The 26,584-nt window shown below is 68.3% G+C and carries 25 protein-coding genes; 15 read left to right on the forward strand and 10 right to left on the reverse strand.

Annotated features, from left to right (window positions below; genetic code table 11):
* Positions 1 to 644 (forward strand): ABC transporter ATP-binding protein (locus tag RS83_RS05425; protein ID WP_231587727.1); only part of this gene is annotated, 644 nt, incomplete at its 5' end.
* A gap of 108 nt (positions 645 to 752) precedes the next feature.
* Here RS83_RS05425 and RS83_RS05430 read toward each other — a convergent pair.
* From RS83_RS05430 to RS83_RS05440, 3 genes are all read right to left on the reverse strand, one after another.
* Positions 753 to 1,154 (reverse strand): DUF779 domain-containing protein, encoded by a 402-nt coding sequence (locus RS83_RS05430; protein ID WP_045278516.1) that lies wholly within the window; start codon positions 1,152 to 1,154, stop codon positions 753 to 755.
* Positions 1,155 to 1,291: 137 nt separating this feature from the next.
* Positions 1,292 to 2,842 carry an aldehyde dehydrogenase family protein gene (locus tag RS83_RS05435; RefSeq protein ID WP_045278517.1) on the reverse strand — a complete coding sequence of 517 codons (1,551 nt, stop codon included), beginning with the start codon at positions 2,840 to 2,842 and terminating at the stop codon, positions 1,292 to 1,294.
* Between the two features lie 123 nt (positions 2,843 to 2,965).
* Complete coding sequence (locus RS83_RS05440) at positions 2,966 to 4,288, reverse strand: GAF domain-containing protein (RefSeq protein ID WP_045278518.1); 1,323 nt, start codon at positions 4,286 to 4,288, stop codon at positions 2,966 to 2,968.
* Positions 4,289 to 4,395: 107 nt separating this feature from the next.
* Here RS83_RS05440 and RS83_RS05445 point away from each other — a divergent pair, with 107 nt between their 5' ends.
* Positions 4,396 to 4,749 (forward strand): FitA-like ribbon-helix-helix domain-containing protein, encoded by a 354-nt coding sequence (locus RS83_RS05445; RefSeq protein ID WP_045278519.1) that lies wholly within the window; start codon positions 4,396 to 4,398, stop codon positions 4,747 to 4,749.
* Positions 4,736 to 5,128, forward strand: coding sequence for a hypothetical protein (locus RS83_RS05450; RefSeq protein ID WP_045278520.1), 393 nt, complete (start codon positions 4,736 to 4,738; stop codon positions 5,126 to 5,128). The genes RS83_RS05445 and RS83_RS05450 overlap by 14 nt, the downstream gene beginning before the upstream one ends.
* 1 nt (position 5,129) lies before the next feature.
* Here the strand turns inward: RS83_RS05450 and RS83_RS05455 are convergent, their stop codons facing one another.
* Positions 5,130 to 6,557 (reverse strand): CCA tRNA nucleotidyltransferase, encoded by a 1,428-nt coding sequence (locus RS83_RS05455; RefSeq protein ID WP_045278521.1) that lies wholly within the window; start codon positions 6,555 to 6,557, stop codon positions 5,130 to 5,132.
* A 48-nt stretch (positions 6,558 to 6,605) separates the two neighbouring features.
* Between RS83_RS05455 and RS83_RS05460 the strand changes: the two genes are divergently transcribed.
* Entirely contained in the window at positions 6,606 to 7,211 is a 606-nt protein-coding gene (locus RS83_RS05460; RefSeq protein ID WP_045278522.1) for an HD domain-containing protein, read from the forward strand.
* Positions 7,212 to 7,353: 142 nt separating this feature from the next.
* On the opposite strand, the gene RS83_RS05465 is transcribed toward RS83_RS05460, so the two are convergent.
* Positions 7,354 to 7,878 carry a DUF6578 domain-containing protein gene (locus RS83_RS05465; protein WP_045278523.1) on the reverse strand — a complete coding sequence of 175 codons (525 nt, stop codon included), beginning with the start codon at positions 7,876 to 7,878 and terminating at the stop codon, positions 7,354 to 7,356.
* Positions 7,879 to 8,032: 154 nt separating this feature from the next.
* Here RS83_RS05465 and RS83_RS05470 point away from each other — a divergent pair, with 154 nt between their 5' ends.
* From RS83_RS05470 to RS83_RS05520, 11 genes are all read left to right on the forward strand, one after another.
* Positions 8,033 to 10,582: a purple acid phosphatase family protein gene (locus RS83_RS05470; RefSeq protein WP_045278524.1), complete on the forward strand. Its 2,550-nt coding sequence runs from the start codon at positions 8,033 to 8,035 to the stop codon at positions 10,580 to 10,582.
* A gap of 173 nt (positions 10,583 to 10,755) precedes the next feature.
* Complete coding sequence (locus tag RS83_RS05475) at positions 10,756 to 11,781, forward strand: Lrp/AsnC family transcriptional regulator (RefSeq protein WP_045278525.1); 1,026 nt, start codon at positions 10,756 to 10,758, stop codon at positions 11,779 to 11,781.
* A gap of 115 nt (positions 11,782 to 11,896) precedes the next feature.
* On the forward strand, positions 11,897 to 13,387 hold the full coding sequence (locus RS83_RS05480; RefSeq protein WP_045278526.1) for an aldehyde dehydrogenase family protein: 1,491 nt from the start codon (positions 11,897 to 11,899) through the stop codon (positions 13,385 to 13,387).
* On the forward strand, positions 13,384 to 14,142 hold the full coding sequence (locus RS83_RS05485; protein WP_045278527.1) for a gamma-glutamyl-gamma-aminobutyrate hydrolase family protein: 759 nt from the start codon (positions 13,384 to 13,386) through the stop codon (positions 14,140 to 14,142). The genes RS83_RS05480 and RS83_RS05485 overlap by 4 nt, the downstream gene beginning before the upstream one ends.
* Positions 14,139 to 14,609, forward strand: a complete 471-nt coding sequence (locus RS83_RS05490) for a DUF3830 family protein (RefSeq protein WP_045278528.1) — start codon at positions 14,139 to 14,141, stop codon at positions 14,607 to 14,609. Before RS83_RS05485 ends, RS83_RS05490 begins: the two co-directional genes overlap by 4 nt.
* 39 nt (positions 14,610 to 14,648) lie before the next feature.
* Complete coding sequence (locus RS83_RS05495) at positions 14,649 to 15,734, forward strand: extracellular solute-binding protein (RefSeq protein WP_045278529.1); 1,086 nt, start codon at positions 14,649 to 14,651, stop codon at positions 15,732 to 15,734.
* Positions 15,731 to 16,558 (forward strand): ABC transporter permease, encoded by an 828-nt coding sequence (locus tag RS83_RS05500; RefSeq protein WP_045278530.1) that lies wholly within the window; start codon positions 15,731 to 15,733, stop codon positions 16,556 to 16,558. Before RS83_RS05495 ends, RS83_RS05500 begins: the two co-directional genes overlap by 4 nt.
* Before the next feature lie 2 nt (positions 16,559 to 16,560).
* Complete coding sequence (locus RS83_RS05505) at positions 16,561 to 17,361, forward strand: ABC transporter permease (RefSeq protein ID WP_045278531.1); 801 nt, start codon at positions 16,561 to 16,563, stop codon at positions 17,359 to 17,361.
* Positions 17,361 to 18,401, forward strand: a complete 1,041-nt coding sequence (locus RS83_RS05510) for an ABC transporter ATP-binding protein (protein WP_052678888.1) — start codon at positions 17,361 to 17,363, stop codon at positions 18,399 to 18,401. Before RS83_RS05505 ends, RS83_RS05510 begins: the two co-directional genes overlap by 1 nt.
* A 59-nt stretch (positions 18,402 to 18,460) precedes the next feature.
* The gene (locus RS83_RS05515) at positions 18,461 to 20,218 is read left to right on the forward strand and encodes an alkaline phosphatase family protein (protein ID WP_045278532.1); all 1,758 of its coding nucleotides are present in this window, start codon (positions 18,461 to 18,463) and stop codon (positions 20,216 to 20,218) included.
* 22 nt (positions 20,219 to 20,240) lie between these two features.
* Complete coding sequence (locus tag RS83_RS05520; protein WP_045278533.1) at positions 20,241 to 20,702, forward strand: ASCH domain-containing protein; 462 nt, start codon at positions 20,241 to 20,243, stop codon at positions 20,700 to 20,702.
* Positions 20,703 to 20,718: 16 nt separating this feature from the next.
* On the opposite strand, the gene RS83_RS05525 is transcribed toward RS83_RS05520, so the two are convergent.
* From RS83_RS05525 to RS83_RS05545, 5 genes are all read right to left on the reverse strand, one after another.
* Complete coding sequence (locus RS83_RS05525) at positions 20,719 to 22,668, reverse strand: MSCRAMM family protein (RefSeq protein ID WP_045278534.1); 1,950 nt, start codon at positions 22,666 to 22,668, stop codon at positions 20,719 to 20,721.
* Positions 22,669 to 22,746: 78 nt separating this feature from the next.
* Positions 22,747 to 23,232 (reverse strand): GNAT family N-acetyltransferase, encoded by a 486-nt coding sequence (locus RS83_RS05530; protein WP_052678890.1) that lies wholly within the window; start codon positions 23,230 to 23,232, stop codon positions 22,747 to 22,749.
* Entirely contained in the window at positions 23,229 to 23,627 is a 399-nt protein-coding gene (locus RS83_RS05535) for a DUF4440 domain-containing protein (RefSeq protein ID WP_197072068.1), read from the reverse strand. The genes RS83_RS05530 and RS83_RS05535 overlap by 4 nt, the downstream gene beginning before the upstream one ends.
* 23 nt (positions 23,628 to 23,650) lie before the next feature.
* The gene (locus tag RS83_RS05540) at positions 23,651 to 24,706 is read right to left on the reverse strand and encodes an LLM class flavin-dependent oxidoreductase (RefSeq protein ID WP_045278537.1); all 1,056 of its coding nucleotides are present in this window, start codon (positions 24,704 to 24,706) and stop codon (positions 23,651 to 23,653) included.
* A gap of 277 nt (positions 24,707 to 24,983) precedes the next feature.
* Entirely contained in the window at positions 24,984 to 26,492 is a 1,509-nt protein-coding gene (locus RS83_RS05545) for a DUF7059 domain-containing protein (RefSeq protein WP_156153127.1), read from the reverse strand.
* Positions 26,493 to 26,584 lie beyond the last annotated feature (92 nt).

The following is a 26,584-nucleotide window of genomic DNA, read 5'->3' on the forward strand; positions in this document are numbered from 1 at the left end:
CCCCTGGGTTGCTGAGCCCCGCCACACCCGGGTCGCTGAGCCCCGCCACCCCTGGGTCGCTGAGCCCCTCCGCCCCTGGGTCGCTGAGCCTGTCGAAGCGCCGCGCGCTGATGCGCCGGTTCCGCGCGAGCGTGCAGCCGGTGTTCCAGGATCCGTACTCGTCGCTCGACCCCCGCCAGCGCATCGACCGCATCATCGGCGAACCGCTCCGGTCCCTCGGACTGGCAACCGGCACGGATGCGCAGCGCCGCATCGCCGAGGCGCTCGAGTCCGTCGGCCTGCCCGCCGACGCCGCTCGACGCTACCCGCACGAGTTCTCCGGGGGCCAACGTCAGCGCATCGCGATCGCCCGCGCCATCGTCTCGCGCCCACGCGTGCTGCTCGCCGATGAGCCGGTCAGCGCACTCGACGTCACCACCCGCGTGCAGGTGCTCGAACTGCTCGACCGCCTGCGTCGAGAGAACGGCCTGTCGCTGATCATGGTGTCGCACGACCTGACGGCGATCGCCTCGGCCTGCGACCGCACGGTGGTGCTGCAGCACGGACGCGTCGTCGAGCAGGGCCCGACGGCATCCGTGCTGCATGCCCCGCAGGAGCCGTACACCCGCGCTCTGGTCGACGCGGTTCCTCGGCTCCCCCGCTGAGTCTGCGTGCGCCGAGTTGGCACCTCTGGTCGCTTCACTCTCGGAATTGCGACCAGAGGCGCCAAGCCAACATCTGGCAACCGGCGCGACTTGGCACCTCTCGTCGCTTCAGCCCGCCGACGGCGCCAGCCCGAAGTACGCAAGCTCCGCGTCGTTCAGCATCCGGGAGCGGATCAGGAACCGCATGCCCGTCGGCCCCTCGACGCTGAACCCCGCCCCTCGACCCGGCACGACGTCGACCGTGAGGTGCGTGTACTTCCAGTACTCGAACTGCGACTCCGACATGTAGATCTCGACGGGCTGATCGAGGCCGACGTCGAGCGTCCCGAGGAGCACGTCGCCTGGACCGGTGATGAACATGCCGATCGGATAGCACATGGGCGATGAGCCGTCGCAGCATCCGCCGGACTGATGGAACATGAGCGGGCCATGCTGCACGGTGAGGTCACGCACGAGGGATGCCGCGGCATCCGTCACATCCACCCGCTGGTAGCTGCCGATCTTCACCATGGTCATTCCTTTCGTCCGGATCGCTGAGCCTGTCGAGGGTGCTTCGACAGGCTCAGCAACCCATCGGGTGGCTCAGCAACCCATCGGGTGGCTCAGCAACCCATCGGGTGGCTCAGCAACCCATCATCGGGTCGAACTCAGAAGAAGCCCATCGGGCCTTCCGCGTACGAGACGAGCAGGTTCTTCGTCTGCTGGTAGTGATCGAGCATCATCTTGTGGTTCTCGCGCCCGACGCCCGACTGCTTGTAGCCACCGAACGCGGCGTGCGCGGGGTACTGGTGGTACGTGTTCGTCCAGACGCGACCTGCCTCGATCGCACGGCCAGCACGGTACGCGGTGTCGCCACTGCGGCTCCAGACCCCGGCCCCCAGGCCGTACAGCGTGTCGTTCGCGATCGAGATGGCATCGTCGAAGCCGTCGAACGAGGTGACCGAGAGCACAGGGCCGAAGATCTCCTCCTGGAAGATGCGCATGTCGTTCGTGCCCTCGAACACGGTCGGCGCGACGTAGTAGCCCTCGCTGAGGTCGCCGCCGAGATCGACCCGCTCTCCGCCCGTGAGCAGCCGAGCCCCGCCCTGCTTTCCGATATCGATGTAGCTGAGGATCTTCTCCAGCTGGTCGTTCGACGCCTGCGCGCCGATCATCGTCGCGGGGTCGAGCGGGTTCCCCTGCACGACCTTCTTGACGCGCTCGAGTCCGTCGGCGAGGAAGGCGTCGTAGATCGACCGCTGGATCAACGCGCGCGAGGGGCAGGTGCAGACCTCGCCCTGGTTCAGCGCGAACATCGTGAAGCCCTCGAGCGCCTTGTCGTAGAAGGGGTCGGCGGTGTCGCGCGCGACGTCTTCGAAGAACACGTTCGGGCTCTTGCCTCCGAGTTCGAGCGTCACCGGGATGAGGTTCTGCGACGCGTACTGCATGATCAGGCGGCCTGTGGTGGTCTCGCCGGTGAATGCGATCTTGCGGATGCGCTTGTGCTGCGCGAGCGGCGCTCCGGCCTCGATGCCGAATCCGTTGACGATGTTCACGACGCCGGCCGGCAGCAGGTCGCCGATGATGTCGAACAGGAACAGCAGGGATGCCGGGGTCTGCTCGGCCGGCTTGATGACGACGCAGTTGCCTGCGGCGAGCGCGGGCGCGAGCTTCCACACGGCCATGAGGATCGGGAAGTTCCACGGGATGATCTGACCGACCACGCCGAGCGGCTCATGGAAGTGGTACGCGACGGTGTTCTCATCGAGCTGGCTGATGCCGCCCTCCTGCGCCCGCAGCACGCCGGCGAAGTAGCGGAAGTGGTCGACCGCGAGCGGGATGTCGGCGGCGAGCGTCTCGCGCACCGGCTTGCCGTTCTCCCAGGTCTCGGCGACGGCGATCTCCTCGAGGTGCTGCTCGATGCGGTCTGCGATCCTGTTGAGGACGACGGAGCGCTCCGCCGGGCTCGTCTTGCCCCAGCTCGCGAAGGCCTGCCACGCGACCTCGACCGCCCGATCGATGTCTTCGCTCGTGCCACGGCCGACTTCCGTGAACGGCTTGCCGTTGACGGGGCTGACGTTCTCGAAATACTGGCCCTTGACCGGATCGACGAACTCGCCGCCGATGTAGTGGCCGTAGCGGGCACGGTAGTTCGCGAGGGCTCCGGGCTGGCCGGGGGCCGCGTAGGCAGTGGACACGTCTTCTTCGACGATGGTCATCGTGACTCCTTCGACGGGCCGCGCTTCGGTGCAGCGGCTGTGATCCGAAGGTAGGTCGCGAGGGGTTGCACCCCGATGCGCAACGTTGCAGGAGGTTGCACGGTCGCGTCCGCCCGGTCGGGTCTACTCGAGGCGTTCGATGCGGGCGACGAGTCCGGCCCGTTTCGGCGACCTCGCCGGCAGCATCTCGAGCGCCAGTCGCAGGATCTCGGCGTCCATCTGGCCCTCGGGGATCTCGGCGTACGCGAGCAGCACGTCGAGGCTGGCCTCCGACAGCATCGCCTCTCGCAGCGCCCGTCGCACCGAGTCGCGGAACTCCACGACGCCGGGCGAAGCGGACTCCGGCAACACCGGTCCTCGGTACGCGGTGAGCGCCACCCGGTGCGCGCCGCGGTCGAGCAGCGACAGCACGTCGTGGGCGTCGGTCTCGAGCGGGATCGGAAGGCGGTACGGCCTCGACTCCGGCACGAGCTCGGGCGCGCGCCGTTCGAGCACCTTGCGCAGTCGCACCATCTCGGGCCGCAGGGTGTCCGGCGAGACCCCGGGTCCGTACACGAGCTCGCAGAGGTGCTCGGCTGACAGCCCCCGCGAATGCACCGCGAGCATGAGCAGGATCGCCGCGTGCCGCGCACTGAGCTCGATCATCGACTCCTCGTGCGAGGCCTCGGTCTCCAGCCGAGCACGGTCCCGCCCGAGCACGTGCAGGGTCGCTCGAGACGTGGCACGGGTGCGGGATGCCGCGGCATGCGGGCGGTTGGATGCCTCGCTGCGTGAGCGCAGCCGCGCGACCATCAGTTCCGACTCGACGGCCCTCGCGGTGGCGTCGACCAGCAGGCGCGCCTGCGGGCTCACGACCTCGGCGCCGCCGGTGATGTCGATCACGCCGAGCACCCGCTGCGTCTCCGGATCGCGCACCGGGGCAGCGCTGCACGACCAGGGGTGCACGAGCCTGTTGTAGTGCTCGGCCCCGCGGATCTGCACGGACTGCCCGAGTGCGAGTGCCGTGCCGGGGGCGGTCGTGCCGACGGCATCCTCCGCCCAGTTCGCACCCGCGACGAATCCCATGTCGTCGGTGAGCGACTGCAGCTGTCGATCGCCTTCGATCCACAGCAGGCGTCCGGCCTGGTCGCCGACCGCGATGATCACGCCGGCGTCTTCGGAATCACCCGGCAGCAACAGCGCTCGGATCATCTCCATCGCGGAGGCGAGCGGGTGCGCCAGCCGGTACGCGTCGAGCTCATCGGTGGCGAGGTCCAGCGTCGGCGCCGCCTCCGGACCGACACGGCGACGCCAGGACCTCTCCCAGGATTCGCGCACCAGCGGACGAACCTGCGCCAAGCGTTGGTCGTCAAGGTTGCCGGCCAGCAGCTCCTCGTGCGCACGCTCGATGATCAGGCGTGAGGCCGCAGGGAGCAGGTCACGTGAGTCGTGCCACGACGCAGACACGGCAGTCTCCGTTCATCGACGGTGGAGCGTGTCCCCAGTGTACGAGCCGGATACCCCTGGGGGAATGGGGTTCCCCGGTGCTAGCATTCTGCTGTCAGGAGGCGATCATGGCCACGGTGACCATCCGGAATCTGAGCGACGAGGTCGTCGCCGCATTGAAGGAGCGTGCGCGGCGCAACTCCCGGTCGATGGAGGCGGAGGTGCGCGACATGCTCGTGCGCTCCGTGCGCAGCGAGGAGTCGGCCAGCGGCGTGGAGGACGACCTGGCGCGACGGCTCCCCCCGCCACGGCGGTGGACCGTTCGGGGTGATGAAGTCATGGCTTGGATCGACGCGAATCCGCTGTCTGATCAGCAGAGGCGAACGCGCGCTGAGTGGGCCGCAGAGATCGAAGCGGATCGCGGGAACCCGGTGCTTCGCGACACCATCGAGGATCCGTGGGAGCAGCATGATCCTCGTTGACACGAACGTGCTGATCCGGATCGAGGAAGTGCAACTGCCCAGCGAGCAGATCGTGCTCAGCGCGCTGAGCTACGGTGAACTTCGGTTCGGCATCGAGCGGACCCCGGACGCAGTCGTCCGACGGAGGCGCCGGTCTGAGTTGGTGCGCCTGACCACGATGTTTCCGTTGGGGTGGCTGCCCTTCGATCGCGAGGCGGCCCAGAGCTTCGGCCGCCTCGCCGGTGTCGTATCACGGCAACGACCCGCGCACGCCCGCAGCACCGGCATCATGCTCGCCGGGCAGGCTGACGCACTCGGAGCCTCGTTCATGACCTTCAACGCGAAGGACTTCGAACTCGTGGCCGACCAGGTCGAGATCGTCGTCCCGACCCTGCGCTGACTCAGCTGCGAGCTGCCCACCACTCGCGCAGGCGCTGTTCGGCGACTTCTGCTCCGAGCACTCCCTCGTCGAGACGCAGCTCGAGGAGGAACTTGTACGCCTCGCCGACCTCGCGTCCGGGCGAGATGCCGAGGATCTGCTGGATGCGGTTGCCGTCGATCTCGGGCCGCATGGAGTCGAGCTCCTCCTGCTCGCGCAACGCCGCGATCCGGGACTCGATGTCGTCGTATGCGGCGGCCAGGCGTCCGGCTTTGCGCTTGTTGCGCGTGGTCACGTCGGCACGGGTGAGGATGTGCAGGCGTTCCAGCAGATCACCGGCATCCCGCACATACCGGCGGACCGCCGAATCCGTCCAGGCGCCCTCCGCGTAGCCGAAGAATCGCAGATGCAGCTCGATGAGCGTGGCGACGGCATCCGTCGTGGCCGTGTCGAAGCGCAGCGACTGCAGGCGCTTGCGCGCCATCCGCGATCCGACCACGTCATGGTGGTGGAACGTGACCGCACCGCCGTCTTCGAGCTTGCGGGTGCGCGGCTTGCCGATGTCGTGCAGCAGCGATGCCAGGCGCAGCGCCACATCGGGCTCGGCGCCGGGATGCCGGGCGTGCTCCAGGGCGATGGCCTGGCTGAGCACCGTCAGCGAGTGCTCGTAGACGTCCTTGTGGTGGTGGTGCTCGTCGACCTCGAGCCGCAGCGCGCTCACCTCCGGCAGGAACTCCTCGATCAGCCCGGTCTCGACCAGCACGCGCACGCCGCGGACCGGGTCGTCGGTCTGCATGAGGCGCACGAGCTCGGACTGGATGCGCTCAGGGCTCACGATCTTCAGCGTCTCGCGCAACTCGGCGATCGCGTCGGCGGTGGCGTCATCGACGCGGAAGCCGAGTTGTGCGCTGAACCGCGCGGCACGCAGCATCCGCAGCGGATCGTCACCGAACGAGATGCGCGGGTCGGCCGGCGTGCGCAGGATGCCGGCGACGAGGTCCTCGACGCCGCCGGTCGGATCGACGAGCTTCACCGACGGCACCTGCAGCGCCATCGAGTTCACCGTGAAGTCGCGGCGCACGAGGTCGCCCTCGATCGAGTCGCCGAACTCGACGGTCGGCTTGCGCGTCACGCCGTCATAGCTGTCTGCGCGGTAGGTGGTGATCTCGACCTGCTCACGCTGCACGCGTGCCCCGATCGTGCCGAACGCGCGACCGATGTCCCACTGGGCGGTCGAGATCGGCTTCACGATCGTCAGGATCTCGTCGGGCGACGCGTTCGTCGTGAAGTCGAGATCGTGGGTGGGCCGACCCAGCAGCGCATCGCGTACCGGGCCACCGACGACTGCGAGGTCGAAACCGGCATCCGAGAAGGCCGTCGCGAGCGTACGGACGACCGGATGCTCAGCGAGCGCACCGAGACGAGCGAGGCCGTCAGCCATGTTGAGCATGGGTTCCAGCGTACCGGGCGGGGTCGCGGGGATAGTCTGAGGCCCATCATGCAGCTGAGCACCTTCACCCCACCGGCCACCCCCGCGGCGAGCGCAGCCCGGGCACTGGCGGCGCAGTACCACTCCGAGTCGTTGCAGAACCACGTGGTGCGATCGTGGCTGTGGGCCGAGGCCTTCGCCGCCGTCGAAGGCCGGGCCGACATCGATCACGAGTTGCTGTACGTGTCTGCGATGCTGCACGACATCGGCATCGTGCCCGAGTTCGACAACGTGCACCTGTCGTACGAAGAGGCGGGCGGCCACGTCGCGGTGGCCCTGACGAGGGGCGCCGGGTGGGACGCCGATCGCAGCCGTCGTGCGCTCGATGTCGTCATCCGGCACAACTGGCCGTCGGTCGATCCCGCGATGGATGTCGAGGGCTACCTGCTCGAGATCGCCACCGGACTCGATATCTCCGGCGCGAGGGCCGACGTGCTCCCGGCGACCTTCGTCCGAGAGGTGCTCGCTGCGTATCCGCGCCTGCAGCTCGCTGCCGAATTCGGCGACGGCGTCGTCGACCAGGCGGCACGCAAGCCGCACACCTCCGCGAACCGACTCGTCACCGGTGGCGTCGTCGGCAAACTGGCGAACCACCCGCTCGAACGGCTGATCTGACGGGCTGGTCTGACCTGCGATCCAGGTCGGTTCAGAACAGCGGGTTCTCACCCCTCGCCCTGGCGACGGCCTGCGTTCTCGCCTGCATCTGGCGCACCAGCAGCGCACTCATGTCACTCATTCCCGCAGGCCAGCGACGCGGTCAGGCCCACTCGGACGACCCTCCTTCCGCGGACTCGTCCAGCTGGCGCTGCCGGACGTCGACGTCGACGTCGACCATCCACCCACTCTGCACCCGCCGGCGTCGCTCCTCATGCGCCTCGCCCTCCCCAGACGATTCACGAGTCACCGCCTCCACGCCCTCTCGCACTCTGGACGGCACATGGACGACCTGCTCGAGTCGCGTCGTACCGGGAACGGGCTCGATCCTGACCGATTCGCGCCGCAGGTTCGAGCGCGCTCCAAGCCCCGGTGAGTACCGGAACCTCCGCTCAAGGACTTCATGGGTCACCTCGTACGCTGCGAGCACCCGGCCGCGCACCCGATCCGCGTACTCCTCTTCGTGGTGCGACTCCAAGGCGGCCACGGTGACCACCAGCTCCGGCCCGAGCATCTCGACCAGACTCGTCGGATCACGTGTCCATATGCCGAAGTCGACTCGGTCGCCGACGGCGAACGGATCACCGCAGCACGCCCACTCCCAGCGACTCAGCCACACACGTGTCATTTCGCCAGGCTAACCCCGAGGCACGACAGCGGATGCCGCGGCATCCGTTCATCTCCCGGTCGCCGTGCCGTCAGCGCCCGGTCATGCGGCTTCGATGGGCTGAAGGGGCCCCGTGCGGCTGAGCACGGAACCCCCACCCCCACGAAGGACTCACATGACCTCCCCCACCTCTGCGGTGCGATGGCGTCGTCACGGACTCACGTCTGTCGCGCTCCTCGCAGTGCTCGGCGGTGCCATCGTCGCGCCCACGGCGATCGCCGCATCCGATTCGCCTGACGTGCCGACCGATTCGCTGATCACCGGCGACACGGCCTGGCACTACCTCGACGACGGATCCGACCCTTCGCCGCAGCCCGCTGCGCTGCGCGACTGGACGCTCCCGGCCTACGACGACTCCGCCTGGAAGACCGCCCCCGGGTCGTTCGGCGCGAAGAACGGCAAGCTCGGCGCCGTCGGCCCGCAGACGCCGAAGACGCTGCTGAACCACTACCTCGACGGCACCAAGGCACCGACGGTGCCCACCTCCTTCTTCCGCACGACGTTCGAGATCGAGGCGGGCGTCGCCGAGCAGGTCGCGGCGTTGCAGAGCACGATCACGTACGACGACGCGGTCATCGTGTGGATCAACGGCACGGAGGTCGCGCGCTACGTCGACGGACGCATCACCGACACGAAGAACGTCGAGTACGCCGGCGACTCCAACGGCGATCCGCTCACGAGCACCTTCAGTGCCGAGGGCGATGTGCTGCACGACGGCACGAACACGATCGCTGTGTCGCTCTTCCAGGACCGTGAGTCCAGCTCCGACATCTACTTCGACATGTCGTCGCTGACGCTGGTCGAAGCCGCAGACCCGGGCACCCCGGTGGTCGCGGCACCGACCCGCGTCATCCTCACCCCGACCGAGCAGCCCGCCATCTCGCAGTCGTTCTCGTGGCTCGCCGGCGACGCCTCGCACACCGTCGGCCAGGTCGAGATCGCCCCGGCAGTCGGCGGCGACACGCGCACCGTCGACGCCTACGACGCCGGTGTGGTGAACGGCAACCCGAACAAGCACTTCTCTGCGACGGTCACGAACCTCACGCCGGCCACCGCGTACCGCTACCGCGTCGGGCTGCCGGGCAGCTGGAGCGACTGGTTCGAGTTCCGCACGGCCGACCCGAAGGCCACGGACTTCCAGTTCATCTACTACGGCGACGCGCAGATCGGTCTCGACACCACGTGGCCGAGCGTCGTGAAGCAGGCTGAGGCGAACGCGCCCCGGTCGATCGGATCCGTGCACGCCGGTGACCTGATCAACACCTCGAGCAACGAGAACGAGTGGCTCAACTGGTTCAAGGGCATGGAGGACTCCGCGGTCCGCACCAACGTGATGGCCGCACCCGGCAACCACGAGTACTCCGGCGACAAGCTGCTCACGGCATGGAAGGCCGCGTTCGAGTACCCGCACAACAACCCGTCGACCAGCTCGATCGGTGAGCTCGCGAACCTCGCGAAGGGCGACTCCGAGGTCGCGCAGCAGTACCGCGCGTTCTTCGACCACTGGAGCTCGTTCGCCGCCGAGACCGCGTACTCCACGGACTACCAGGGCGTGCGCTTCATCACCCTGAACGCCACCCGCGACACGACCTTCCTCACCCCCGCCGGGCTCCCGTCCTGCACAGGTGCGGAGTGCCCGTCGAGCCAGATCGGCGTGCTGTGGACCCGCTTCCAGGGTGCGTGGCTCGACCTCCTGCTGCAGAACAGCCCGTCGAAGTGGAACGTCGTCACGTTCCACCAGCCGGTGTTCTCGGCATCCGAGGGTCGCGATGAGCCGGTGCTCCGCGCCGAGTGGCTGCCGGTGTTCCAGCGCAACGACATCGACCTCGTGCTCATGGGTCACGATCACACGTACGCCCGCGGCTATGTGAACACGGATGCCACCGAGACCCCCGGTCTCACCACCGGCCCGGTCTACGTCGTGTCGAACTCGGGTGCGAAGCACTACGACCTCGAGACGCCGGAGAAGAACGTCTGGACCAACAACGGCGCCACCCAGGTGCTGCGCGGCCAGGGCGTGACCACGTACCAGGTGATCGACGTCTCGAAGAACCAGCTCGTGTACCGCTCCTACCTCGCGGAGAAGCAGCCGGGCGCGACGACCGACCTTCCCGTCGGCGCGGTGTACGACACGTTCACGGTGACGAAGTCGGATGCCGGGGAGAAGTGGGTCACCGAGGCCGGCGTCACGTCTCCGGTCACCCCGGAGCCCGAGGTTCCGGCCGAGATCGAGCTGGGCGCGGCATCCGTGCAGGCCGGCGGCACTGTCACCGTCGCGGGCTCCGGCTTCGCGGCCGACGCCGAGCTGCGGTTCGAGCTGCGGTCAGACCCGGTCGACCTCGGTACCGCCACGGCCGACGCGAACGGCTCGTTCAGCCGCACGCTCACGATCCCGGCGGCAACCCCGGCCGGCACGCACACCCTCGCGGTGATCCGCGCTGATGGCACCGAGGTCACCGCCTCGCTCACCGTCACCGCAGCATCGACCGGCAGCGTCGGCACCCCCGGCGACGACAGCTCGGTTGGCGCCGGAGACGGCGATCTCGCCACGACCGGCGCAGACAGCACGCCGTACATCGTCGCGGCGATCGTCCTCCTCGCGCTGGGCCTCGGCCTGTTCGCGATGCGACGCCGCCGCCAAGGCGCCACGGTGGACACCGAATAGTCCACGGCATCCGTCCAGGAGGGCGCCATCGGAGCTTCGGTTCCGGTGGCGCCCATCCTCGTTGTGCAGCTGGGTATCGCCCTGGGTGGCGCGTTCGAGCCGGCTTCCGCACCAGCCGACGCCACCGACTGGGATAGCCTTCACCGGAGCCCGTCCCCGCCGAAGGAGAGCAAGTGCCCGCGAACGATGTGCTGGCCGACGAGACCGATCGGATCGTCGCCGCGGCCCTGCAAGTGAACGGTCGTGCGTCCTGGGGCGAGATCGCCCGCGTGGTCGACCTGCCGGAGCGCACGGTGGCCCGTCGAGGGCAGGGGCTGCTCGATCGCGGTCTCGTGCGCGTCTCGACCTACGTCGACCCGGCCAGGGTGCTGCACGCCAGAGCAGTGTTGTTCCGCATCACGACCGAGCCGCACGCACTGTGGCAGGTTGCACGCACGCTGGCACGGCGGGCGGATGCCTCGTCGGTCTCGGTCCTCGAAGGCAGCAGTGACATCGCCGGCATGCTGCTCCCGCGAGACGATGCCTCGATCCGCGAGCTGCTGTTCACCGACTTCCCCGAGCTGGAGGGCATCGACTCGATCAACGTCACGACGGTGCTGAAGTTCTTCCGATCGGGGCACGACTGGCGTGCCGGAGTGCTCACCGACGAGCAGGCGCGCATGCTCGACGAGTCGTCGGGCTCCGAGGTCGATCCGGCTGACTCGCTGAGCGACGACGAGGAGGCGCTCATCCGTCTGCTGCTCAAGGACGGACGGATGCCGGTGGCACAGCTCGCCCGTTCCCTGGGGTTGAACGTCACCACCACCCGTCGACGAATGGAGTCCTTGAGCCGCCGTGGACTGATGCATCCGCGCACCGAGGTCGTACCGAGCCTGTTCGGGCTCGGTCTCGAGGCGCTCGTGTGGCTTCGTGTGCCCATGGCTCGTCTCGAGAAGGTGGGCACGGCTCTCGCAGCAGCGCCCGAGGTGAAGTTCATCGCCGCGACCACCGGCACGTCGCAGCTGCTCGCCAATGTGCTCGTCCGGGATGCCGACGAGTTCTATGCATTCCTCACCGGACCGGCGGTTGCCGGGCATGAGGGCCTCGAGGTCGTCGAGTCGCTGGTGGTCATCACACCTGTACTGCGCGGCTCGCTGATCGTGGATGAGGCGCCCGATGCACAGGCTGATGACCTGCCAACGGGTGCGATCCGGCTGTAGGCCGATTCTGTTACTGGCATGTAACAAAATGGCGAGATCGTTCTTTATAGCTTGACCTAGTGGCGAAATAGAGCAAGTATCCTCTCCAGGGCCATCACCCCTGGAGAGGACGAACGTGTTCACGGCTACTGGAGACGACTGGGCAGAGCGGGCTGCGGTGCTGCCCCTGCGCACGCGCATGTTCATCGACGGCGTGTGGGAAGAAGGATCGGCCGAACCCCTGACCCCGGTCAGCCCCCGAGACGGTCGCGCGCTCCCACCGATCGGCACCGCATCAGCGGCCGACGTCGATCGCGCCGTGCGCTCGGCGCGCACAGCCTTCGAGGCAGGCGTCTGGTCGCGCATCGCTCCCCGTGAACGCGGCCAGCTGCTGATCGCCTTCGCGCAGAAGATCCACGACAACGCGGAGGAGCTCGCCCTCACCATCTCGCTCGAGATGGGCAAACCCGTGCGTGAGGCGCTGCAGACCGAGCTCCGCGCGGTCGTGAACTGCTTCCGCTGGTACGGCGAGGCCGCGGACAAGGTTCTCGACGAGATGCCCGTCACGGCACCGAACAGTCTGGCGCTGGTCACCCGCGAGCCCGCGGGCGTCGTCGCCGCGGTCGTGCCATGGAACTTCCCCCTGACCATGACCGCCTGGAAGCTCGCCCCGGCACTCGCGGTCGGAAACAGCGTCGTGCTGAAGCCGGCCGAACAATCCAGCTTCTCCGCTCTGCGTCTGGCCGAGCTCGCGATCGAGGCCGGAATCCCCGCCGGCGTCCTGAACGTCACGCCGGGCACCGGGCAGGTCGCCGGCCGCGCACTGGGCGAGCACCGCGACGTCGACGTCGTGACATTCACCGGGTCGCCGGACGTCGGCCGCATGTTCCTCGGCTATTCAGCCGCATCCAACGGCAAGCGGGTCTGGCCCGAACTGGGCGGCAAGACCGCCAGCCTGGTGCTGCCGGATGCCGATCTCGAGCGTGCCGTCAGGTCGACCGCCGATGGCTGTTTCTACAACCAGGGTCAGATGTGCACGGCATCCTCTCGTCTGCTGGTTCCTCGCGACCGGTACGACCGCGCACTCGAGATCGCCGCCGATGTCGCGCGCACCAGCCTTCCGGCCGACCCCTTCGATGTCACCACCTCGATGGGTGCGATCGTCAGTGAGCGCCAGCTCGCCGGCATCGCCGGCTTCGTGGAACGCGCCGAGGCCGAGGGCGGTGAGCTCGCGGCAGGCAGCGCCGAGCGCTTCCGGGCCGTCGACGGCGGCAGCTACTTCGCGCCGGTCGTGCTCGGCGTCACCCCCCGGCACGAAGTCGCCCAACGCGAGGTCTTCGGCCCCGTGCTCTCGGTCATCGCCTATGACGATGTGGACGATGCGCTCTCCATCGCCAACGGCACCGAGTTCGGCCTCGCCGCTGCGCTCTGGAGCAACGACCTCACCGCCGTGCACACCCTCTCGCGTCGACTGCGCGCCGGCATCGTGTGGGTGAACTGCTTCGAGGAGGGCGACATGACCATCCCGTTCGGCGGCGTCAAGGGATCGGGCTTCGGCCGCGACAAGAGCCTGCACGCCCTCGAGAAGTTCACCGACCTGAAGACCACCTGGATCGAGCTCTCATGAGTCGCCCGCTCATCGGCATCACCACCTGGCGCCGGTTCATCGACACCGACCTCGGCACCGGTCGTCCCGCGCACAGCCTCGGCGCGGAGTATGCCGCGCCAGTCGAGGCTGCCGGCGGTGCAGTCGTGCTGCTGCCTCCCACAGCGGGTGTCGATGAGGTGCTCGACCGCCTCGACGGGCTCGTGCTCTCCGGTGGACAGGACGTGCACCCCGGGCGTTACGGCGCCGAGCCGCAGCAGGGCAAGGACTACGACCCCGCCCGCGACGAGTTCGAGACCGCACTCGCGCTCGGCGCCCGTCGCCGTGGGCTCCCCGTGCTGGCGATCTGTCGCGGACTCCAGGTGAGCAACGTCGCGTTCGGTGGATCCCTGCTCGTCGACATCCCCGTCACGGAGCACCACGAGCAGGTCCGCGGCGCCGATCAGCAGCTCGCGGCACGGCATCCGATCCTCCTCGCGGAGGACAGCCGCCTCGCCGCGCTCTACGGCACTCGGCAGCGCACCGTGAACACCATCCACCACCAGTCCATCGACGTCCTCGCCCCCGGCCTCCGGCCCGTCGCCTGGGCGCCGGACGGTGTCATCGAAGCCGTCGAGTCGAACGGCGACTGGCCGTTCTGGGCCGTGCAGTGGCACCCCGAGAAGATGATCGCCCCCGACGAGGCCGCAGAGGAGATGCCGCTGTTCGCGGCATTCGTCTCGGCCGCCAGTGAAAACGCAGCGGAACACCCCGCGGCAGAGAAAGGAACACGATGACCAAGCAGGTCTTCCTCGAGTACGAGAACGGCGTCCGCGCCATCGCCACCCTGTTCGAGGACCTCGCCCCTCGCACCTGTGAAGCCATGTGGGGTGCGCTGGAGAAGCCGGTCACCATGCAGGCGATGCACGCGATGTACGCCGGACCCGAGGTCATGGTCGGACTGCCCGAAGAGGCGCAGAACTTCGACCCCGAGAAGGTGCCGTTCGAGAACCAGCAGGTCGTGCCCGCACCGGGTGATCTGCAGTGGTACTGGCAGCGTCCGATGCAGATGGGCGGCCTGCCGTTCGAGTGGTACGAGATCGGCGTCTTCTACGATCGTGGTGCACGTACTCTCGGACCGCTCGGATGGACACCCGTCAACATCTGGGGCGGCATCACCGAAGGACTCGCCGAGTTCGCCAAGGAGAGTGCGGCCATCCGCATCGACGGAGCGAAGCAGCTCACCATCGGACGCCTGGTCTAGGCGTCACTCAGTGCTGGACCAATCCCGAAGGAGCAGTGCATGAATACCCGAAGAATTCTCACCACCGGAGCGCTCGTCGCAGCCGGAGCCCTCGTCCTCGCCAGCTGTGCGGCCGGTGACGACACAGCAACGGGCGGCGGCGACGACAAGCAGTTCGCCGGCGAGACCATCGTCGTCACGTCGTTCGGCGGCGACTGGGAGAAGGCCTTCATCGAGGCCGTCGTCGACCCCTTCGAGGAGGAGACCGGCGCCAAGGTCGAGCTGATCACGCTGTACAGCGCAGACGCCCTCGCGCAGGTCACCGCCCAGAAGGCGAGCCCGCAGATCGATGTGGTGCACTTCTCCGGTGGCCAGGAGTTCACTGCCGCGAAGGACGGTCTCATCGCGCCGATCGCGGCCGACGAGCTCTCCGAGTCCGGTGACCTGATCGACCTCGCGACGGCTGGGCTCGAGCGCGGCGAAGGCCCCGTCATCCAGCTCGCCCCGATCGGGCTGGTCTACAACACCGAGGCGGATGCCCCCGCTCCCACCTCGTGGCTCGACCTGTTCGACGACGCCTACGCAGGGCACGTCGCGCTCACGGACTTCTCGAACACGTACGGCGTGCTCTCGATGCTCCGTGTCGCTGACGCGCTCGGCGGCGGCATCGACGACCCGTCGCAGGCGATCACCGACCTCGGCGAGCTCGCCTCTTCGGGTGATGCGATCGTCGTCCCGACCTCGCCCGACCTGCAGACCGCGTTCGCCCAGCGCGCGACCTGGATCGCCCCCTACGCGATGGACTACGCCGGAACGCTGCAGGATGCAGGGCTTCCGGTCGAGTTCATCGTTCCGGAGGAAGGCGCCACGGCATCCCTCATCACCGCGAACGTGGTCGAGGGCCGCGACAACCCGGAACTCGCCAAGCTCTTCATCGACTTCGAGCTGCGCCCCGAAGCGCAGACCGTCTTCGCGGAGAACATGCGGTACTCGCCGGTGAACACCAAGGTCGAGCTCTCGGGCGACGCCGCGGATGCGGTGCTGACCGGCGACGAACTGGATGACGTGGTCGTCTACGCCCCCGGTGACATCGCGGCCGGCCGGCCGGCCTGGACCGATGAGTGGAATGCGCTGATCACCAAATGAGCGTCCGAACCCGGAGGGAGCCCTGGCTCCTGCTCCTGCCGGCGATCGCGCTGCTCGCGCTCGCCTTCATCACCCCGGTGGCCGGCATGCTCCTCATGAGCGTGCAGTCGTCGGCAGGCGGGTTCACCCTCGACAACTTCACCCGGTTGTTCACGAGTGACTATCACCTCCAGGCGGCGCTGCGTTCGCTCCGCCTGGGGGTGATCCAGACGATCATCACCCTCGTGCTGGCCATCCCGCTCTCATACGTGATGGCTCGCGCAGGATCGAAGGTCCGCTCGTTCCTGCTGATCGTCGTCATCCTGCCGCTCATGACGAGCGTCGTCGTCCGCACGTTCGGATGGGTGGTGCTGATGGGACCGTCGGGGCTTTTGATGAAGATCCCCGGGGCCGAGTTCCTCGTCGGCGGCACGCAGGGCTTCCTCGGCACCGAGACGGGCGTCGTGATCGCGATGGTCCAGGTGCTCCTGCCGTTCGCCGTGCTCAGCATCCTCGGGGTCATCTCCGGCATCACTCCCCAGTTGGAAGAAGCATCCCGCACGCTGGGCGCAGGTTTCTGGCGCACGCTCCAGCACGTCGTGCTCCCCCTCGCCGTCCCCGGCATCGTCGCCGGCGCCTCGCTCGTCTTCGTACTCTCGGTGAGCTCGTTCATCACCCCCCGCTTCATCGGCGGCGCGCAGATCCCGGTGTTCGCCCAGACGATCTACATCGACGCGACCACCAACCTCGACTGGTCGTTCGCGGCAGCGCAGGCCGTGCTGCTGTTCGCCGGCGTCATGCTCGTGCTCGCGGCGACGTCGCGACTCGGGAAGCAGAAGGTGTGACCATGGTCCGTTCCGTTCCGATCCTCGGCAGAGTCCTCGCCATCATCCTCGGCGTCGTCGTGACGCTGTACATGCTCGTGCCGCTCATGGTCGTCGCCGGCGCATCCATCGGCGAGAACCGCTTCCTCACGTTCCCCGGCCAGGGCTTCACACTCGACTGGTACGTCGAGGCGCTCACCTCCGACAAGTACCTCGAACCGTTCCGACTGAGCCTGATGGTCGGCATCACGGTCGCGGTCGTCGCCGCCTCGATCGGCACCGCAGCCGCGCTGGCACTCACCCGCTTCAAAGTCCCGGGCGGCGCCGCCATCCAGGCACTCCTGATGTCGCCGCTGACGATCCCCACGATCATCCTCGCCATCGGCGCGCTCTCGATCTCCTCCCTCACGATCGGCGCTCCGAACGTCGGCGTGCTCATCGCGATCCATGTGGTCATCGCGATCCCGTACGTCATGCGCACCGTCACGGGTGTCATGACCAGGGCCGACCACTTCACGGAAGAGGCCGCGCGCACACTCGGCGCCAGCGCATGGAACCGCTACCGACTCGTCGTGCTCCCCATCGCGCGCCCCGGTATCGCCGCCGGTGCCTTCTTCGCCTTCAACATCTCGTTCGACGATGCGGTCATCGCCCTCTTCCTGCGCACCCCGCAGCTCGAGACGCTCCCCATCGCCATCTACGGCCAGCTGGAGTTCAGCACCTCGCCCACCGTGGCGGCAGTGTCGACCCTCATGGTCCTGCTCACCGTCGTCCTCATGATCGCGCTCGAACGCATCATCGGCCTGGGAAGGTTGTTCGTCTGATGACAACACTCACCATCACCTCACTCACCAAGGACTTCAAAGGAACGTCGGTGCTCAAGGGCATCGACCTCTCGATGCAGTCGGGGGAGTTCGTCTCTCTGCTCGGCCCCTCCGGGTGCGGCAAGACGACACTCCTCCGCTGCATCGCGGGGTTGGAGTCGCCCAGCGGCGGCACCATCGAGATCGCAGGACAGGACGTGACCAAGCTCCCGCCGGAGAGGCGCCATCTGGGCATGATGTTCCAGAGCTACGCCCTCTTCCCGCACATGAGCGTCGTCGAGAACGTGCGGTTCGGACTGCGGATGTCCGGCGAGAAGTCGAAGGCCGAGCAGAAGGAACTCGCCGTCCGCGCGCTGGAGCGCGTGCAGATGGGCCACCTCGCCGATCGGATGCCGGCACAGCTGTCCGGTGGACAGCAGCAGCGCGTCGCGCTCGCCCGTGCGATCGCGTTCGAGCCCCGCGTGCTGCTGCTCGACGAGCCGCTGTCGAACCTCGATGCCCGCCTGCGGGAGGACATGCAGGTCGAGTTGAAGGAACTGCACCGCACGTTGGGCCTGACCACCGTGTTCGTCACGCACGACCAGGAGGAGGCCATGAGCCTGTCCGATCGGATCGTGCTCATGAACGCCGGGGTGATCGAGCAGGAGGGTGCTCCGGCCGAGCTCTACGGCGCACCTCGCACGCCGTTCGCAGCCGACTTCATCGGGGCGGCGAACCTGCTGCCGGCCACCCGCAGCGGCGCCGTGGCGACCCTCGAGGGCACCGACATCCGGGTGCCGATGACCGAGGACGGCCCGGACGGCCCGGGTGAGATCATGCTCCGCCAAGAGGATCTGCGGCTGTCGCCAGCGGTCGACGGCGCGTCACCCGTGAGCGTCGAGGTCGTCACGCACGTCTACCGTGGAGCGGACATCGTCTACATCGTCGAACTCGCCGGGCGACGGCTGCGAGTGGTCCGGCCGCGACACGAAGCGCCGATCCCCCTCGGCACAGCCGGTCTCAGCTGGCGCGACGGCTCGGTCCGCTGGATCGCCTCCTGACGGCGGCCGCCCAGGAGCATCCGGTTCCGCGTCGGTCTCCCCGGTCATAGGATCACGGTGTGGCCGCCGACGACTCTGCATCCTCTCCCGCCCCCTCCCGTCGCGGGTTCCTCAAGATGGGTGGTGCGGCGCTGGCCGGCGCGGTGGTCGGTGGGGCCGGCGGGGCGGCGATCGGTGCAGGGATGGCGGCGAACGGCCGCAGCGGTTTCGCTGCGGCGCCCGATCCCTTCGCCGCACTGACACCTCGGAGCGAACCGGGCTTCGACCACGTCGTGGTGGTGATGGGCGAGAACCGCTCGTTCGACAACCTGCTCGGCTACCTCTACTCGAAGGAGACGCTGCCCAGCGGCGAGACCTTCGACGGTCTCGCGTTCGGCGACCACAGCAACACCGCGCCGGACGGCACGGTCGTTCCGGCGCACGTGCACCAGGGCGACACCGACCGGATCATGAGCATGCCTGATCCGGATCCGGGCGAGGAGTACCCGCACGTCAACACGCAGCTGTTCGACACGATCGATCCGAAGTCGAACGCCGACCTGTACGTCGACGGCATGTCCGCACCGTTCAATGCCCCGGTGGCGGGCACGAAGGCGACCATGGCCGGGTTCCTCACCGACTACTTCGTCAACCTCAGGCGGCTGCGCAAGGGCGACGAACCCACCCTCGACGAGGCGCGGCAGATCATGGGCTCGTTCTCGCCAGAGATGCTGCCGGTGCTGTCGACGCTCGCCTCGGAGTTCGCGGTGTTCGACAACTGGTACGCCGGCGTCCCGTCGCAGACGTTCTGCAACCGTTCCTTCTTCCACGCCTCGACCTCGCACGGTTTCGTGACGAACCAGGCCGGCGGCGGCTACCGGAAGTGGCTCGATGCACCCGCCGCCCCGACGGTCTTCAACCGGCTCGAGGACGCCAAGCTCAGCTGGAAGGTCTACATCGACAAGCTGCAGCTCGTCTCCTTCACGGGGATGCTGCACGCAGCCGTGCTGGAGAAGTACTGGCGCACCGAGCATTTCGGCACGATGGAGGACTTCTACACCGACACGAAGAACGGCACGCTCCCGGCGTACGCGTTCATCGAGCCGCGGATGGTCTACGACCACAACGATTTCCACCCGCCGTTCGGGTCGGTGCGCGCGAGCGACGTCGACGGCACGGAGATCTTCGACAGCGCGATCTCCGATGTGCGTGCCGGTGACCGGCTCATCCACGACATCTACGAGGCGGTGCGCACGAGCGCCTCGCCGAAGGGGTCGAACGCGGTGAACACCCTGCTGCTGATCACGTTCGATGAGCACGGCGGATGCTACGACCATGTGCCGCCGCCCTCGGCGACGAAGCCGACACCCGACACGGGGGCCGGCGAGATGGGCTTCACCTTCGACCGACTCGGATGCCGCGTGCCGGCGATCGCCGTCTCGGCGTACACGCGTCGCGGCACGATCATCCACGATGAGATGCACCACGGCTCGGTCACCGCGACCCTCTCCCGCCTGCACGGCCTGAAGCCGTTGAACGACCGCGACCAGTCCGCGAACACGCTCCTCAATGTGGTGAACCTCGACCAGCCGCGGCATCCGGCCGACTGGCCGATCACGGCACCCGCCTACACACCGCCGAACCCGGAGCAGGGCGCTCCGCACCCCGGCGAGGCCGATCACGACAAGCCGCTCACACCCCCGGCCCGTGGCCTGCTCGGGCTGCTGATCGCGAAGTACGGTCGCCCTGACGAGCCGGAGCCCGAGACGTTCGCCGACGCCTATCGGCTGCTGCACGAGCACGGTGAAGAGCTCTTCGGGCCGCCGAAGGGTAGCTGACCCCGCCGCCTAGGCTGGGGTCATGACCGACCCCGCCCCGATCGAGACCTTCTGGCACGGGCTGCGGTCGGCCGATCCGACCCTGCCTGAGGCCGTCCCGGAGGCCTGGGCGTTCGGTGCCACACGAGCGCAGGCCGACGACCTGCTGGCCCTGGTCCTCGACGGCATCAAGACCGGCACGGCGTCCTCGCTGTGGGACTACGAGGCAACCGGGGATCCCCTCCCGGCCGTCGGCGATCTGAGCATCCTCCTCGACGGTGATGGGATGCCGCGAGCGCTGATCGAGACGACGGATGTCCGAATCCGGGCGTTCGACGCGGTGCCTTCCGAGCATGCGTTCGCAGAAGGCGAGGGCGACCTGACGCTCACGCACTGGCGAACGGTGCACGAGCGGTTCTGGCGCGAGCATTCCGAGAGCCCTCGAGGCTTCGAACCGGACATGCCGGTCGTCTGCGAACTGTTCCGCCTCCGATACCCGCGTTGAGCGCTCGCGTCGCTCCTCAGTCGCGGTTCGAGCGGCGTCGGGCGGCGATCAACAGGGTCGCGCCGAGCACCAGCACCACGCCACCGCCGATCGCCCACGCGAAGGTCTCCGGTCCGAGCCCGGTCGCCGGCAGTCGAACCCCACCGTTTCCGGGATCGGTCGTCGGGGTGACGGTGTCGGTCGGCGTGGGCGTCGGAGTCGGGACCACCTCGTCTGGGGCGAGCACGAAGTCGAGGTCCACGATCGCCTCACCCGCGGCCGTGATCGACAGCGTCCGCGTGGCGGTGCCGACGACGGTCGTGTCATCGGGCGGCATGACCGTGAGCGTGTAGGTGCCGGGCTCCAGCGATCCGAGGCCGAATGCGCCGTCGGCATCCGTGGTCAGCTGCTGCGGGCCGCCGGGACCGGTGACCTCGATCGTGACCCCGCCGAACGGACCGCCGTCATCGGTGGTGACCGTGCCGCTGAACGCGCCGAGGCGTGCGAGCGCGAAGTCCACATCGGTCACGTCGTCTGCCGCGACCTGCTCGGGTCGGGTGCTCGGACCGTCGACGACGTAGCCGTCGGGCGTCGTGATCGCGATGTCGTAGTCACCGGCGGGGAGCCGCGGGAAGGTGTAGCCGCCAGTGCCGTCGGTCACCGTGGTCAGCGTTCCGCCCGGGCTCGTCGCGGTGACGGTTACTCCGGCCACGCCGGTGCCGTTCGACGTGACGGTGCCCGAGAGCGTCGGGTTCTCTGCCAGCACGAAGTCGACGTCTTCGATGGGCTCCTCACTGCCGTCAGGGACCTCGAACTCGGGAGGAGCGCTCGTGATCGTGAAGCCGGGAGGCGCTGTGATCGTCGCGGTGTGGGTGCCCACGGCGATCTGGTCGAACAGATATCGCCCGTCGGCGCCGGTCGTGGTGGTCTGCCCGTCGATCGTCACGGAGACCCCGGCGATCGGGGTGCCGCCGTCATCGACGACCTGCCCTGAGACGGCGACCGGGATGATGTCGCGAACCTCGAAGTCCGCCACTGCATCGGTGTCGGTGAGGTCGGCGGGGATCACGGTCGCCGTGGTCGCGATCTTTCCGGTCGGCGGGCTGACCCGCACCGTGTAGCCGTCGGTCGCGACGAATCCCGGGAACGAATATGTGCCGTCCGGCGCAGAGGTCGTCGTGCCGACCACCGTGCCGTTCCCGTCGGTGAGGGTGAGCGTCACGCCATCGAGGGGGCCGTCTGCGATGTCGACCACCGAACCTGTGATGTCGCGGGCGAGGGAGGCGAACCAGGTCTGGTACACCGGGAAGCCCGAGCGGCGCGTGAAGATGAAGCTGAGCGAGGTGATGGGCGTGCTCGGTTCGAACCACGCCGCCGAACCGCTCGTGTCTGCGGCCGCGGCGTTGCCGGTGAGGGTGAGCGTGGTCGGATTCCAGGTGGGGACGTCGGTCGCGGCGCCGGTGCATCCCGGCTTGCCGGCGATTCCAGGGGCGCAGTAGTTGAACCCGCCGCGGAAGCCGAGATCGGCGGCCTGCAGCGGCTGCCCGTCCGTGCCGATCGCCTGGATGCGCACCGAGTCGGCGTCGATGTCGCCGAGCACGAAGGTCCAGCCGGAGGTCGGGGTGGGCGCGTTGAACGAGTACGTGGTGGTCGAGGGACTCGTGGCGGTGTCGGCCTTCGGCCGCAGGTTCAGATACGGCTGCCCCTGACTGGTGCCGTACTTGGCGCCGACGTCGGTTCCCTGCGCGAGCCAGACGGTCGCACCCGAGATCACCCCGACCTGACCGGCGCGCGAGTCGCTCGTGACCGTCGCGCTGAGTTCGGGCTGCGCGGCGATGTCGACCGAGGTCGTGAACGCGTCGCCCGACCCTGTGAGCGGCTGCCAATCAGCCCAGTCCGAGGTCGTGGCCGCCGATGCCGGCACGGCGATCGCCACGGCTGCCAGCACGGCGACCGCTCCGACGAGAAGGCTCCTGGGGGCGCGCATGCGGCCAGGCTATACCGATATATCAGGGCAGAACAGGTTTCGCCCCTGACGGATGCAGCGCCGCCCGAGCCGACCGGATCAGGTGAGCCGCATGCAGACGAGCTCGGGACGGGCGTCCCAGGACTCGACGGGAGTGAACCCGAGCGCGAGATACATGCCGATCGCCTGCTCCCGCCACGCCCAGACCGACAGCCGCAGCGGACGCGCAGACTCATCGATCGCATGCCGCAGGAGCGCGCCGCCGACCCCACGTCCACGGCTCGCGGGGCTGGTCCAGAAGCGCTTGATCTCGTCTCCCTCGGCATCCGCCGCCCCGACGATCAGCACGCCGCACGGAGTCCCGTCCAGCGTCGCCAGCAACGTGCGCTTGTCGGCGAACGCCGTCGCAGGATCGGCGATCTCCCTCGCGTAGCGCTGGTCGAGCGAAGCATCCGCGTCCGCCAACCCTCGCTCGGCCTTCTCGGCCTCGGTCTGCAGCAGGTAGTCGCGGACGAGCGATGCCACGGCATCCGTGTCTTCAGGGAAACGCGCGGTCCTGACGACGGGAGCATGAGGATCTGTCACGGTTCGAGCGTATTGCCGCTGATGCGATCAGACGAGCTGGTATCGCGCGCTGCCGGCGTTCCCTGATGGAAGAAGCACTGCACTGATTCCCCCGTCCTCCGCCAGAGCGACGAGCGCAGGCTCGTCCGCCCTCCGAACTGCAGGCGATACGTGAGCAGCACCGTATCGAGCGAGATCACTCGCGCTCCACGTTCGCTGATCCTCACCTCGGCATCAGCTTCGATGTCGTCCACGAGCGCTGCGACGACCTCGGCTCGATCCCAGCGTCTGCCCGACTGCCCGATCTCGGAGAAGTCCGGGGCGAGCAATTCACGGAGGCGTGTCTCGCTGCCGCGTACTCCCGGGGAGAGCAGCGCTTCCTCTCCCCGCCATGCGAGCTCGGTCAGATCATCCATGCGTCCGACCATATCGATGCAGGTCAGACCGGGTCGCCCTGCACCGGCCCCTCGAAGTTCGGCTTCCACCCCAGTGCCGGAGCGACGTGCTCGGCGAACGCCTGCAGCACGTGCAGGTTGTACTCCGGTCCGAGCTGGTTCGGGATCGTGAGCATCAGGGTGTCAGCCGCCATCACGGCCTCGTCCTGCTTCAACTGCTCGATCAGCACGTCGGGCTCGGCCGCGTAGGTCTTGCCGAACGTGGAACGGAAACCGTCGATCACGCCGATCTGGTCGCCGCTGTCGGCGCTGCGCAGCCCGAAGTAGGCGCGGTCCATGTCGTTGATCAGCGGGAAGACGCTGCGGCTCACCGAGACGCGCGGGCTGCCGGTGTGACCGGCCTCCTTGTACGCGGAGCGGAACAGGTCGATCTGCTCGCGCTGGAGCTGGTCGAAGGGTGCGCCTGTCGCCTCGGTGATGAGCGTCGAACTCATCAGGTTCAAGCCCTTGCGTCCGGTCTCCTCGGCCGTCGCGCGCGAGCCGGAACCCCACCAGATGTGGTCGCGGAGCGTCGGCGACTGCGGTTCGATCGCGAGGTAGCGTCCCTCGCCGACCATGCGGGGGTCGCCCTGGGCGAGCCGCTCGCCGTCGATCGCGCGCAGGAAGATGTCGAACTTCTCACGGGCCAGCACGCTGCCGCGTTCCGGGTCCTCCTCGTCGCGGAAGCCGAAGGCCTCGTAGCCGCGCAGTGCGGTCTCGGGTGAACCGCGGCTCACGCCGAGTGCGATTCGGCCGTCGGCGATCCAGTCGAGCGCTGCTGCCTCCTCGGCGAACTGCATCGGGTTCTCGTACCGCATGTCGATCACGCCGGTGCCGACCTCGATGCGCTTCGTGCGGGCGGCCATCGCCGACAGCAACGGCATCGGCGATGCGGCCTGCTTCGCCCAGTGGTGCACGCGGACGGATGCGCCGTTCACGCCGATCTCGTCAGCACCCTCGGCGATCTCGATGGTCTGCTTCAGCATGTCGCCGGCGGTGCGGGTCGCCGAGCCCTGCACATCGCCGTAGTGCCCGAACGAGAGGAATCCGAAAGCCTTCATGTTCTATTCGAACGCATGGATGCTGCGGGCTATTCCGCACCCGCGGATCACAGCATCCTCGGCGTTCCAGCATCCCTCGGCTCTTGCGGCACCCGCAGGTGTCTCACATGGTCGCCTCAGTCTCGCCGACCCGGCCATCTGCGCCACCTCCAGAAGGGGAGGTGACGCGAATGGACGCGTCGTGGCTCATCAAGCGGCCATCTGCGACCCCCGCCGAGGCACGCCCGACAGCAGCAGCCCCCCAAAGCAGGGGAACACCACGCATGGATGCTGCGGGCTATTCCGCCGCCACGAGGAACCCGTCGAACACGAGCGAGCGGATGCGCGGCTCCAGATCGTCCCAGAGCTCGCGGAACGGCACCTCGAACAGGTCAGCCAGTGCCGCGGCGATCTGGCCCACGGTGAGGTCGCCGTCGCAGGCCCCGACGAATGCGGCGAGCGCTGGATCGACGTTCACCGTACGCGCGAAGCCCCCGCCTTGGCGCAGCTCGATCACACTCGGGTCGTCGTTGCCCGGCATCAGGTGCCGCGCCTCGGTGACGTCGGTTGCGGTGAGCAGCATCGCCGGCATCCCCTGCGCGAGCAGGTCGTGCGCCTGGATGCCGACGCCGAGCGCCGCTCCGACCCCGGAGACCGGCTGCGCCAACCGCTCGGTGCGACGCAGCGGCGTTCCACTCCCCCGTCGGAGCAGCACGTACCCGAACCCGATCGACGAGACGTCGCGGGCGGCGAAGTCGTCGAGCCAGGCGGTGAGCAGCGGGGTGAAGGCCGCGTCGCGCGGCGTCGTGCCTCCGTCGCGGATCCACAGCTCGGCGTAGGCGAGCGGTGACAGCTGTTCGCGTTCGATCACCCAGAGGTCGAGCTCCCCCGGCACCCATGCTTCGAGACGAGCGAGTCCGGTGACGCCGCCCTTGGACTCCCAGTTGCCGAGCAGCTGGGCGATGCCACCAGGGGTGAGGAACGCGGGCGCCGTGCGCACGAACTGCTCCACGAGCGCATCGCCGACGAGTCCGCCGTCGCGGTACTCGTACTCGGGAACGCCCTCGCTGCGCGGAGTGATGACGAAGGGCGGGTTCGAGACGATCAGGTCGAACGCCTCACCCGCCAGCGGTTCGAACATGCTCCCCTGCCGGAACTCGATATTCGAGACCCCGTTGAGCTGCGCATTGAGCTCTGCATACGCCAGGGCCCGCGCCGAGATGTCGGTCGCGACGACCGAGCCTGCGCGCCGCGCGACCAGCAGCGCCTGGATGCCGCAGCCGGTACCGAGATCGAGCGCACGCTCCACCTGCAGCGGCACGACGAGCTCGGCGAGGGTGCGCGACGCCCCGCCCACACCGAGCACGTGGTCGGACGGAAGCGCCCCGTCGAGCGCCACCTCGTCGAGATCGCTGGCGATCCACCACTCGCCGATGCCGTCGGCGTCGACGAACGACTGGGGACGCAGCAGGGCGGTCGGGGTCACGAGCTCCGTGTCGGCGGTCGCGAGCCCGAGGGCGACGAGACCGTCGACGCCGAGCCGCGGCAGGGCCGCCTCCACGAGACGTCGCGGCTGCGGCATCCCGAGCACGAGCAGCCGACCGAGCGTCGCGAGCACGCTGGTGTCATCCGCCACCGCGCGCAGGATCGGTTCGCGCATTCCGCGAGCCAGCGCGTCGTCGGCCTCCTCGCCCCAGAGCCTCCTGAGCGGCTCTGAGCGGAGGTCGGCCGCCTCGAGATCGGCGGCGAGCGCGGCGCTGCGAAGGGGCTCTGGAACGGGTGCAGGGGTGTCGGACACGGCCGTCACTCTACGCGTCTTCAGGGTTCTCCTCTGTCCGGCCTCCTAGAATCGCTAGGTCAGTACTCACGGACAGCCTCATTCACTGGCGTTCGAGGAAG

Source organism: Microbacterium oxydans, assembly GCF_000956525.1.
GTDB lineage: Bacteria > Actinomycetota > Actinomycetes > Actinomycetales > Microbacteriaceae > Microbacterium > Microbacterium oxydans_A.

Coding starts and splice junctions, on each gene's coding strand:
- RS83_RS05430 (WP_045278516.1), bottom strand. CDS start 1,154: ATGGTGAAGATCGGCAGCTACCAGCGGGTGGATGTGACGGATGCCGCG.
- RS83_RS05435 (WP_045278517.1), bottom strand. CDS start 2,842: ATGACCATCGTCGAAGAAGACGTGTCCACTGCCTACGCGGCCCCCGGC.
- RS83_RS05445 (WP_045278519.1), top strand. CDS start 4,396: ATGGCCACGGTGACCATCCGGAATCTGAGCGACGAGGTCGTCGCCGCA.
- RS83_RS05450 (WP_045278520.1), top strand. CDS start 4,736: ATGATCCTCGTTGACACGAACGTGCTGATCCGGATCGAGGAAGTGCAA.
- RS83_RS05455 (WP_045278521.1), bottom strand. CDS start 6,557: ATGCTCAACATGGCTGACGGCCTCGCTCGTCTCGGTGCGCTCGCTGAG.
- RS83_RS05460 (WP_045278522.1), top strand. CDS start 6,606: ATGCAGCTGAGCACCTTCACCCCACCGGCCACCCCCGCGGCGAGCGCA.
- RS83_RS05465 (WP_045278523.1), bottom strand. CDS start 7,878: ATGACACGTGTGTGGCTGAGTCGCTGGGAGTGGGCGTGCTGCGGTGAT.
- RS83_RS05470 (WP_045278524.1), top strand. CDS start 8,033: ATGACCTCCCCCACCTCTGCGGTGCGATGGCGTCGTCACGGACTCACG.
- RS83_RS05485 (WP_045278527.1), top strand. CDS start 13,384: ATGAGTCGCCCGCTCATCGGCATCACCACCTGGCGCCGGTTCATCGAC.
- RS83_RS05490 (WP_045278528.1), top strand. CDS start 14,139: ATGACCAAGCAGGTCTTCCTCGAGTACGAGAACGGCGTCCGCGCCATC.
- RS83_RS05495 (WP_045278529.1), top strand. CDS start 14,649: ATGAATACCCGAAGAATTCTCACCACCGGAGCGCTCGTCGCAGCCGGA.
- RS83_RS05500 (WP_045278530.1), top strand. CDS start 15,731: ATGAGCGTCCGAACCCGGAGGGAGCCCTGGCTCCTGCTCCTGCCGGCG.
- RS83_RS05505 (WP_045278531.1), top strand. CDS start 16,561: ATGGTCCGTTCCGTTCCGATCCTCGGCAGAGTCCTCGCCATCATCCTC.
- RS83_RS05510 (WP_052678888.1), top strand. CDS start 17,361: ATGACAACACTCACCATCACCTCACTCACCAAGGACTTCAAAGGAACG.
- RS83_RS05520 (WP_045278533.1), top strand. CDS start 20,241: ATGACCGACCCCGCCCCGATCGAGACCTTCTGGCACGGGCTGCGGTCG.
- RS83_RS05525 (WP_045278534.1), bottom strand. CDS start 22,668: ATGCGCGCCCCCAGGAGCCTTCTCGTCGGAGCGGTCGCCGTGCTGGCA.
- RS83_RS05535 (WP_197072068.1), bottom strand. CDS start 23,627: ATGGATGATCTGACCGAGCTCGCATGGCGGGGAGAGGAAGCGCTGCTC.
- RS83_RS05540 (WP_045278537.1), bottom strand. CDS start 24,706: ATGAAGGCTTTCGGATTCCTCTCGTTCGGGCACTACGGCGATGTGCAG.